The sequence below is a fragment of the Rhizobium sp. CF122 genome, assembly GCF_000282035.1.
In the GTDB taxonomy this organism is placed as follows: Bacteria; Pseudomonadota; Alphaproteobacteria; order Rhizobiales; family Rhizobiaceae; genus Rhizobium.
This window is the reverse complement of sequence record NZ_AKKA01000119.1, coordinates 73035-83355: the sequence shown is the minus strand read 5'-3', so window position 1 is coordinate 83355 and position 10321 is coordinate 73035. Positions and strand designations below refer to the sequence as shown.

Annotated in this window: 8 protein-coding genes; 4 read left to right on the top strand and 4 right to left on the bottom strand. The window is 61.9% G+C overall.

Annotated elements, in window-relative coordinates; genetic code table 11:
* Window positions 1-91: 91 nt before the first annotated feature.
* The 3 genes from PMI09_RS27460 to PMI09_RS27450 all read right to left on the bottom strand — a co-directional run bounded on the left by PMI09_RS27460 (window position 92) and on the right by PMI09_RS27450 (window position 4824).
* A complete protein-coding gene (locus tag PMI09_RS27460) occupies window positions 92-2431 on the bottom strand; it encodes a methyl-accepting chemotaxis protein (RefSeq protein ID WP_007802071.1) in 2340 nt (779 codons plus the stop codon).
* A gap of 219 nt (window positions 2432-2650) precedes the next feature.
* Window positions 2651-3550, bottom strand: coding sequence for a ribokinase (locus PMI09_RS27455; protein WP_007802069.1), 900 nt, complete (start codon window positions 3548-3550; stop codon window positions 2651-2653).
* A gap of 47 nt (window positions 3551-3597) precedes the next feature.
* Window positions 3598-4824: a DNA recombination protein RmuC gene (locus PMI09_RS27450; RefSeq protein ID WP_037084374.1), complete on the bottom strand. Its 1227-nt coding sequence runs from the start codon at window positions 4822-4824 to the stop codon at window positions 3598-3600.
* A 197-nt stretch (window positions 4825-5021) separates the two neighbouring features.
* On the opposite strand from PMI09_RS27450, the gene PMI09_RS27445 reads away from it, so the two are divergent.
* The 4 genes from PMI09_RS27445 to truA all read left to right on the top strand — a co-directional run bounded on the left by PMI09_RS27445 (window position 5022) and on the right by truA (window position 8993).
* Window positions 5022-6518 carry a methyl-accepting chemotaxis protein gene (locus PMI09_RS27445; protein ID WP_007802065.1) on the top strand — a complete coding sequence of 499 codons (1497 nt, stop codon included), beginning with the start codon at window positions 5022-5024 and terminating at the stop codon, window positions 6516-6518.
* Window positions 6519-6615: 97 nt separating this feature from the next.
* Window positions 6616-7134 carry a peptide deformylase gene (gene def, locus PMI09_RS27440; RefSeq protein WP_037084372.1) on the top strand — a complete coding sequence of 173 codons (519 nt, stop codon included), beginning with the start codon at window positions 6616-6618 and terminating at the stop codon, window positions 7132-7134.
* 111 nt (window positions 7135-7245) lie between these two features.
* Window positions 7246-8181: a methionyl-tRNA formyltransferase gene (gene fmt / locus PMI09_RS27435; RefSeq protein ID WP_007802061.1), complete on the top strand. Its 936-nt coding sequence runs from the start codon at window positions 7246-7248 to the stop codon at window positions 8179-8181.
* The gene (truA, locus tag PMI09_RS27430; protein WP_007802059.1) at window positions 8181-8993 is read left to right on the top strand and encodes a tRNA pseudouridine(38-40) synthase TruA; all 813 of its coding nucleotides are present in this window, start codon (window positions 8181-8183) and stop codon (window positions 8991-8993) included. Before fmt ends, truA begins: the two co-directional genes overlap by 1 nt.
* Before the next feature lie 6 nt (window positions 8994-8999).
* Here truA and PMI09_RS27425 read toward each other — a convergent pair whose 3' ends face one another.
* Window positions 9000-10163 carry a serine hydrolase domain-containing protein gene (locus PMI09_RS27425; protein WP_007802056.1) on the bottom strand — a complete coding sequence of 388 codons (1164 nt, stop codon included), beginning with the start codon at window positions 10161-10163 and terminating at the stop codon, window positions 9000-9002.
* Between the last annotated feature and the right edge of the window lie 158 nt (window positions 10164-10321).

Sequence of the window (10321 nt, the reverse complement as noted above, 5' to 3'; positions counted from 1 at the left end):
AACCGCCGTGTACGGAACCGTTCGCACGGTGGTGTGGTAGGAGGGACGCCGCAAGGCTCCCTCCTACCCGATTCAGGTGGTCGAATCCGGCTTAGAACTCTTCCCAGTTGTCCTGGGCAAGCGCTGCTGAGCCGTGCGTTTGAGGAACCGCGCGCCGTGGTGCCGCTGCTGCTGCCTGGCGATAGGTCGGTGCCCCGGTTGGCGCGCGCATTTGCTGAGCCGTCGAGCGCAGTGCCGAAGCGTGACCCATGCCGGATACGCGGAAGCGTGTCACGAGTTGCTTCAGCGTCTGGGCTTCATCGTTGAGCGTGACGCTGGCTGCCGTCGTTTCCTCGACCATGGCGGCGTTCTGCTGGGTAACTTGGTCCATCTGGTTCATGGCCTGGTTGATCTCCTTCAGTCCGATCGCCTGTTCGCTGGCCGAGGCAGAGATCTGGCGGATGAGGCCATTGATACCCATCACCTGCTCGGAGATCTTGTGCAGCGTGTCGCCGGCGCGGCCAACCAGATCGACGCCTTCCTTGACCTGCACGGCCGAGGTGTTGATGAGCGTCTTGATCTCCTTCGCGGCATTGGCGGACCGCTGCGCCAGCTCGCGGACTTCCTGCGCGACGACGGCAAAGCCCTTGCCGGCTTCACCGGCACGTGCTGCTTCGACACCGGCATTCAGCGCCAGCAGGTTGGTCTGGAACGCGATCTCATCGATGACGCCGATGATGCGCGAGACCTCGGTGGAGGATTGCTCGATACCCTGCATCGAAGCAATCGCTTTGCGCACCACTTCGCCCGACTTCTCCGCATCCTCGCAGGCGAGGTTGACGTTATCGGCAGCGGTACGGGCATTCTCGGCGCTAGAATTAACCTGCGCGGTGAGCTCGTTGAGCGCTGCCGCTGTTTCTTCCAGGCTTGCTGCCTGCTGCTCGGTGCGCTTGGCGAGATCGGAGGCGCTGCCGCTGATTTCACTCGTACCGGAGCCGATGTTCACGACGCTGAGATTCATCGTCTTGATGGTTTCCTCGAGGCTTTCGAGCGCCGCGTTGAAATCCTGCTTCAGTTTGGCGTATTCGCCAGGGAAGTCCTCGGTGATGCGATGGCCGAGATTGCCTTGCGACAGCTCCGACAGGCCGGAGCCGACGATCGAGACGATGTGACGCTGCAGGGTAACCGACTGCTGCCGCTCCGCCTCCGACCGGCCGCGCTCGGCCTCAGCTGCGTCACGCTGGTTGTTCGCCTCGGCTTCAAGGCGCTGCGTGTCGGCGAGGGCAAAGCGGAAGCCTTCAAGGGCCTTGGCAACGGAGCCGATTTCGTCGGCGCGACCCTGGCCGGCAACCGGATGCTCGTACTTCCCGTCGCTGAGCGCCTTGACGCTGGCGACAAGACCACCAATCGGGCGCTGAACGAACGCGCGGACCGCGAAGTAGAGGGCGATCATGACTGCGGTAAGCACGAGGATGCCTGCGACGACCATCATAAAGGTCTGATCCTGAACGGGCGCGTTGATGGCAGTGTGTGGCACGTCCACGAGGATCACCCATGTCGTGCTCACGTCGGGCAGGGCGAAGGGATAGACGACGCGGTCGAAGGGTTCGTAGCCGTCGAAAGTCAGGTTCTTGACGACCGCAGGCTGCAGCGTCGAGAGCGCACTCTTCACCGCATCCGCGCCTTCGCCGTCATAATCCTTCATCGAGAGATCGGGGATCGGCGCGACGATCCATTTGCCGGTCTGCGAGAGTAGCGTGACGCGGCCGGAGCCGAAGGGGTGGAGCGTCGAGAGCTTGTCGCGGAGCGATTTCAGCGAGATATCGACGCCGCCGACGCCGATCAGTTTGCCGCCGGACACGACCGGATAGGCGATCGAGGTCATCGCCGTATTCTCGCCGGTCGTCGTCTCAGCATAAGGCGGCGTGAGCGCTCCCTTCATGCTCTGCGCGGCGAGCGCGTACCAGGCAGCCTTGTAGTCGGACTCGAACGTGGAGAAGGTGAAGCCGCCATCCTTGCTCTTCGTCCAGTACGGGTTGAAAGTACCATCCTTCGCGGCACCGAAGTCGACTTTGCCAGCCATGCTGGCCGACTGTCCGTCGAAGGCGTTCGGCTCTTCGGCGAACCAGCTACCGAAGGCGAACTGGTTACTCTCGACGTTTGCCTTCAGCATGTCGAGAACCGCCTTGCGGTCGAGATATTTGCCCTCCTGACCACGGCCGATCGCGCCGGCCATGGAGCGTGCCGCCCCTGCCAGTTCACCGACGGAAGAGGCGACCTCGTTGGCGATCGACTTCGCTTCCAGATTGGCCTGGTCCATGGTGAGTGTCTGGACGCGGTTGCGCGTCTCACCGATGAGAAAGAAGTTGGAAACGAGGAGGACGAGGGCGATGGCAATGCCGGTAATGAGGATAAGCTTGGCTGCAAGCGATTTCATGCGAAAGACGAACATGGATTCCTCGGGGAGCAAGGATGTGCCGGACGAGGGCATTCATCGGCACAGGGAGAGGGGCGTCGCCCCCTCATGGAGCAGCCGTTACAGAAGCCGGTCCCTGGGAGAGATCCGGTGATGCTGGAACATCGTCGGAAACCTCTTAAATTTGAATGAAATCCAACGAAAATCGATGGAACCTGCGGCAAGCCGCCCCGCTATGTCGCGGGACGAATTGCCCTATAGCTCGTTTGCGACTTCGGCGTTCGAGGGGATCGATGGCTGGGCGCCCTGCTTCAGGCAAGCGAGCGAGCCGGCGACGGCCGCACGCCGCAGGGAGGCCTCGAAATCCAGCCCTTCGTCCAGGCTCGCCGCGAAGTAGCCGCAGAAGGTGTCACCGGCGCCGACCGTATCGACGGGCTCGATCTTCAACCCCTTGGCACGGGAAATGACACCATTGCGGATCGCGATCACGCCGTCTGCGCCGAGCGTTACGATCAAGGTCTGCCCAGTTTCCGCATTCAGCCGTTTCAGTGCGGCTTCGCGATCATCTGCCCCCATGTTTTCCTGGCCGGCGAGGCGCTCGAACTCTGTTTCGTTAGCAATCACAATATCGGAAAGGCGGCCGAGGCGCGGCGCATCGTCGATCAGTGGGGCAAGGTTGAGCACGGTCGTCACGCCTTTGGCGCGGGCATCGGCCAGCGCCCGCTCGACGGCCGGAACCGGCACTTCGAGCTGAAGCATCAGGATGTCGCCTTTGTTCATGGCATCGATCGCTGCATCGGCATCACCCGGCGTCATCGTGCCGTTTGCACCGGGCACAACAGCAATCATGTTTTCGCCGTCGCCACCGACCAGGATCAGCGCGGTTCCGGTCGGCTCGTCGACCTGCTTGACGGTTTCAAGCCCCGTGCCGGCCTCCTTCAGCAATACGAGCGCCGGCTCTGCGAAGCCATCCCGACCGACGGCGCCTGCCATGTGAACGGTGCGCCCGGCGCGTCGCGCGGCAAGCGCCTGGTTGGCGCCCTTGCCACCTGCCGCCGTCGAGAAGCCATTGCCAGCGACCGTTTCGCCGGGCTTCGGCAAGCGCGCGGTGGTGGCGATGAGGTCCATATTGATGGAGCCGAAAACTGTGATCATGGTGTCCCGTCCGATGCTTTTCTTGGGCGCGACACTGCCCGAAGGCCTTACTCGTCGTCAACCACCCTGAGCTTGAGAAGCCCGCTGCGGCTGTCGACGGATTTCGGCGCCGGGTCATTATCTCGTGCCGTGGCCTTGCCGCTGTCGCCGCCCTCGAATTCCAGAGCCTCGATCTTCGCGCCGCGCTTGGTGAGCTTATCGGTGGAGGTAAGGATCTGGTCGACATCCCTCTGGGTCATGGAAAAATGGCTCTGCAGCTTGCGCACGCGCTCGTCGAGGCGGCCGAGATCGTCCATCAAGCTCGCGACCTCGCCCTGAATGACATGCGCCTGGGCCCGCATTCGCTGATCCTTCAGCACGGCCTGAATGACCTGGATGGAGAGCATCAGCAGCGAAGGTGACACGATGACGATGCGCGACCGGTGTGCCTTCTGCACGATCGCTTCGAAATTCTCATGGATCTCGGCAAAGATCGATTCCGACGGCACGAACATGAAGGCTGTGTCCTGCGTCTCCCCCTGGATCAGGTATTTCTCCGAGATATCGCGGATATGCGTCTCCATGTCGCGGCGGAACTGCTGCGACGCAACCTTGGCTCCATCCGGTCCGCCCGCGTCTCGGATCGCGTTCCAGGCTTCGAGCGGGAATTTCGCGTCGATCACCAGCGGCGGCGCGCCGTTCGGCATGCGGATCGTGCAGTCGGGACGCGAGCCGTTGGACAGCGTTTGCTGGAATGCATAGGCGCCCATCGGCAGGCCATCGGCGACAATCGTCTCCATGCGTGATTGGCCGAAAGCGCCGCGTGTCTGCTTGTTGGAGAGGATCGCCTGCAGACCGACGACGTCCTTCGCCAGCGTCTGGATATTGCTCTGGGCGGCATCGATGACGGCGAGACGCTCCTGCAGCCGTTGCAGGTTCTCGTGCGTCGATTTGGTCTGTTCACTGATCGTCGTGCTGACGCGCTGCGACATTCCGTCCAGGCGCTGGTTGATCGCCTGGTTGAGTTCGGACTGCCTCGAGCCGAACACTTCGGCCATCGTCGACATGCGCCCATGGATCTCGGCCTGGATCTTCAGAAGCTCGGCCATGCGGGCGTCCGTCTCGGCGGCACGAAGGCTCGCGACCTCGGCCTGCTCGCGCCGCACCTGTCCGCTGCGGACGAGGAGGACGACCAGAAGCAGGATCAGCGCGGCGATTGCGCCTCCGGCAAGGGCCAGCATGGCGGGGCTTATCTGCGTCAGGGCGAGGAGAAACGACTCAGAGCTGGTGTTCATGCTGGCAACAATAGCAAACTCAAATGAGATATCCAGATCAAAACGTGAACAACCCACAAGCTTTCCGGCAAACCAGATGACATCAGAGAGCAAACGGCAGCTGACGAATCGGAAGCGCATTTAACCATTGCTCAACCATATTGCGCAAAAGCTCTGCTCAATTTTCCTTTCAGCATCAATCGCAAAGCAGAGACATCATGACCAGCCAGCAGTCCGACAGCGCGCTCAAGCAACGCCTCGATTTCATCGAGTTGGATGATGGAGCCCGCACGGCGCTTCGCGAGATGCGCCCGGCGATCGCGGAGCTGCTCGGCGGCGCCCTCGACAAGTTCTACGCGAAGCTGGCGAAGACATCCGAGGTCGCGGGCTTCTTTGCCGACAAGGCGCATATGGGGCACGCCAAGAAGCGCCAGGAAGATCACTGGGCCAATCTGGCCGGCGGCAACTTCGACGAGGCCTATGTGAAAGGCGTGGTTGCGGTTGGCAAGACGCATGCCCGCATCGGCCTCGAACCGCGCTGGTACATCGGTGGCTATGCCTTGCTGATGAGCGAACTCGTGAAGGGCCTCATGGCCAAGCAGTGGCCCTCGATGTTCGCCAGGCAGCAGGGCAAGGTGCTGGCCGAGAAGCTCGCCGCCGTTATCAAGGCCGCGATGCTCGATATGGATTACTCGATCTCGGTCTACCTCGAAGCACTTGAAGAGAAGCGCCGCAAGCTGGAGGAAGAGCGGGCGAAAGCCGAGCAGGATCAGGCAATCGCCCTCGATCATCTTCGCCGCAGCCTGGAAGCGCTTTCGAACGGCGATCTCGAGGCGACGCTACCGCCCGACCTCCCCGGCAATTTCAAGGGCATGGCCGACGATTACAATCGCGCGGTCGCTGCTCTTCGTACGTCCTTCGCGTCGGTACGGGCAACTTCGGGTGAAATCCTGCGGGGCACGGACGTGATTGCCAAGGCCTCGGATGATCTTGCATTGCGCACGGCGCAGCAAGCCGCCGGCGTCGAGGAAAGCTCGGCGGCACTGCAGCAACTCTCGGTCAGCGTCGGCCAGACGGCCGCAAACGCCGAAAAGGCATCCGGTGCTGTTCGCGAGACACAACAGAAGGCCAAGAGTTCGGGCGAACTCGTCACCAGCGCCGTTTCCGCGATGGCCGGCATCGAAAAGTCATCGACCGAGATCGCAAAGATCATCGGTGTGATCGATGAGATTGCCTTCCAGACGAACCTGCTGGCGCTGAACGCCGGCGTTGAAGCTGCGCGTGCCGGCGACGCAGGCAAAGGTTTTGCCGTTGTGGCGCAAGAAGTCCGCCAACTCGCGCAACGCACCGCCGATGCGGCCAAGGAGATCAAGAACCTGATTTCGGAAAGCTCGTCACAGGTGAACGAAGGGGTCGACATCGTCAGCAGCACCGGCGAGGCACTGAACGACATGATCAACCGCATCGATATCATCAACCGCTTCGTTGCCGATATCGCCGCCGCGGCACGCGATCAGGCTACCGGTGTCAACGAGGTCAGCGTCGCCATTCGCAACATGGACACGATCACGCAGCAGAACTCGGGTATGGTCGAGAATACCTCAGCCGAGACACGGCGCCTTCGCGGCGAGGTCGATAATCTGGTGGCGCTGCTGCAGCGCTTCCGCACGGGCGTCGGACATCGTTCGATGGCCGCTCCGCGCCGCGCCGCCTGACAGGAATGCGGCTAAATTCCGGGCTGGAGCGTAAAAAAGCGCTCCACCCGCCTACCGGATAATTCCATCCTGGAAAAAGATGCGTTATGGGAACGCCATGACCATCAAGCCACTCATCATTCTCCCCGATCCGCTGCTTCGTCAGGTTTCCAAGCTGATCGAGCGCGTCGATGCCGATTTCCAGCGCCTTGCCGACGACATGCTTGAAACCATGTATGACGCGCCAGGTATCGGCCTTGCTGCCATCCAGATCGGCGTGCCGCGCCGCATGCTGGTCATTGACGTTTCCCGTGAAGGCGAAGAGAAGCAGCCCCTCGTATTCGTCAATCCGGAGATCCTCGCATCGTCCGACGAGCGCTCGGTGTATGAGGAGGGATGCCTTTCCATCCCTGATTACTATGCCGAAGTCGAACGCCCGGCGGCCGTCACCGTGAAATATCTCGACCGAGACGGCAAGGAGCAGACGGTGCAGGCCGACGGCCTGCTCGCGACCTGCCTGCAGCATGAGATCGATCACCTGAATGGCGTACTCTTCATCGACCACATCTCTCGCCTCAAGCGAGACATGGTGATCAAGAAGTTCACCAAGGCGGCGAAGTCGGCGAAGGCGCTCTAGCTCTGAGTTGCGCCGGCAGCCGGCTTGCGGTGCGCCGATTGCGATCCGACGGCTTGATCTGACGCTCGCAACCCCGTTTGAAGAGGCCGACCGGAAACATGGCGGGATAAAATGTCGCTTCGCATCATCTTCATGGGTACGCCCGAATTCTCCGTTCCGACTTTGCGAGCGTTGGTCGATGCCGGGCATACGATCCTCGCTGTCTACAGCCAACCGCCAAGGCCGGGCGGACGACGTGGCCTCGATCTGCAGAAGTCACCTGTGCATCAGGCTGCCGAACTGCTCGGTATCCCCGTCTTTACGCCAGTGAATTTCAAGGATCCGGAAGAACGCGAACGCTTCAAGGCTCACGATGCGGACGTTGCCGTTGTCGTGGCCTATGGCTTGCTGCTGCCGGAGGCGATCCTGACCGGTACGCGCTACGGCTGCTATAATGGTCATGCCTCGCTGCTGCCGCGGTGGCGGGGTGCTGCACCGATCCAGCGGGCGATCATGGCCGGCGATCAGACGACCGGCATGATGGTGATGAAGATGGACAAGGGCCTGGACACCGGCCCGGTGGCCCTCACCAGCGAAGTCGAGATCGGCGCGAACACTACGGCCGGGGAGTTGCACGACGCGCTGATGCATGTCGGCGCTAAGGCGATGGCTGAGGCAATGGTCAAGCTCGAGACGGGCAATCTTCCCCTGACGCCGCAGCCTTCGGACGGCGTGCTCTACGCCGCCAAGATCGACAAGGGCGAGACGCGGATCGACTTCTCGCGAGACGCTATAGATGTCCATAACCACATTCGCGGTCTGGCGCCATTTCCGGGCGCATGGCTCGAAGTGGCAATTGGCGACAAGCCTGAGCGTGTCAAGGTGTTGGCCTCGGAACTTGCGAAAGGCAGCGGCAGCGCCGGCGAACTGCTGACAGACGATCTTGTCGTTGCCTGCGGAACCGGCGCCGTTCGCCTGACTAGATTGCAGAAGGCCGGCGGCAAGCAGTTGCCGACTGCCGACTTCCTGCGTGGGACATCGCTCGCATCTGGCACGAGGCTGTCCTGATGCATCGCTATCGCATGATCGTCGAATATGACGGTGGTCCTTACGTCGGCTGGCAGCGGCAGGAAAACGGACCTTCCGTTCAGGGCGCGATCGAGAAGGCGATCCTGTCGGCAAGCGGTGAGACGGTATCGATCCGTGGGGCGGGCCGAACCGATTCCGGCGTTCATGCTACAGGTCAGGTTATTCATGCCGATCTTGCCAGGGAATGGTTGCCTTTCAAGCTTCAAAACGCGCTGAACGCCCATCTCAAGCTGGCCGGCGAGCGCGTCGCGATCATCAGTGTGGAAGCGGCAAGCGAGTTCTTTGATGCCCGCTTCTCGGCACTGCGGCGCCACTATCTTTATCGCATCATCAGCCGTCGCGCGCCATTGGCGCTTGAGGCCGGTAAGGCCTGGTGGGTGCCGAAGCCGCTCGATCACGAGGCCATGCATGCAGCGGCGCAGGCATTGGTCGGCAAGCACGATTTCTCGACGTTCCGCTCCGCCCATTGCCAGGCCAACAGTCCGATCCGCACGCTCGATCGGCTGGACGTGACAAGAAACGGCGAATTGATCGAGATTCGCGCCACCGCCCAAAGCTTCCTGCACAACCAGATCCGTTCTTTCGCGGGAACACTGAAGCTTGCGGGCGAGGGCAAATGGACGCCGAACGATGTCCGTGCCGCGCTGGATGCCCGCGACCGCAAGGCCTGCGGTCCCGTTGCACCCCCGGATGGACTTTACTTCATGCAGGTGGATTATCCGGCGGTGATCACCGATCGCCGCCCGCTGCTGGTGGGCGGCGACAGCGATGACGGTGACGACCTATCATGACCCGGCCTACAGCGCCCGATAGATGGCCTTGCCGATATCCAGCGGGAAGGCGCCGAACAATCCTTCGAGCGCTGTGTTCGTAAGCGCCACCACTGTCAGTTTCCTTTCCCGATCGACGAACCATGAGTGGCCGTAGACGCCGCCCCACTGGAGCGCTCCCCGCGCCAGCGGCAAGTCGGAGTGGTCCGGATCGGTGACAACAGCCCAGCCGTAGCCGAAACCTAGCCCGGGTCGCGCAAGCTCAGTAAGGCCGTTCGTCTGGTCGTGGACCATTGCGGAAACGGTGCCTGCATCAAGCAGCGGCGCTCCGCCACGTCTAACGGTTTCGAGTATGGCGAGGATGTCCTCGGCTGTGCCTGCCATGCCGCCGCTGGCGGAGTGATAGCTGTGAGGATCGAGGATGCGCTCCGTCGAATAGCGGATCACGCCGGAAGAGGTGACGACCGAATCCTCGCACGCCATCGGCTCGGGTCCCGGCGTCGCATTCTTGTAGGGGACGGCAAGACGACCGCGATCCGTTACATGAAACGCGGTATCGGAAAGTCCGAGCGGTTGAGTGACGAGCGCGGCGACTGCTTCGCCCAGCGGGCCGCCGGTCTCTTTTTCGATGACGCCGCCGAGCACATCCATCGAGATCGAATAGCGCCAGCCTCCACCGGGCTCGTAAAGCAACGGTTCGCTCGCAAGCCGGCGAAGTTTTTCTTCGAGCGCGATGCAGGCAGGGTGTCCGCCCGCGAAATTGGTGCCGTCTGGCCTCCTTTCGCCGGCATCGCCTATCAAACTGTCGCCGAGGCCCGCCGTGTGCGTCAGCAGATGATGGATCGTGATGGCCGGTTCAGATCCGTCCGGCAGCCGTGGACGGAAATAGGGTAGCCAGCGAGTGACAGGATCAGCGAGATTGATCTGTCCCTCTTCGACGAGCCGCATGGCGGCGATGGTGACGATCGGTTTGGTCACCGAGGAAAGCCGGAAGATCGTGTCCGTGCGCATTGGCACGCTGTTCTCCCGATCCGCCATGCCGGCGGTGCGACTATAGGCAATGCTGCCCTCCTGGGCGACGAGGACCACAGTTCCAACGAGCCGCTTCTCTTCCAATGCGGAGTCGATTGCGCTGTCGAGCCGCCGAGAAATTTGCCGGTCCGGTCTGATGGCGATTGTATCGGAAGGCATGTTTTTCCTCTCAAAGAAATGGCGTGCAGTATCGGTCGGCCGGCCTCGAGACCAGCGGTGTGTAACATCCGGAAGAGGTGGGTCGCGCCGAGGAGGGCTCGTGTGACAACAGCGAGGACCTTAATACTTGCGCACAGCTGCGATAATCGGCTCTATAT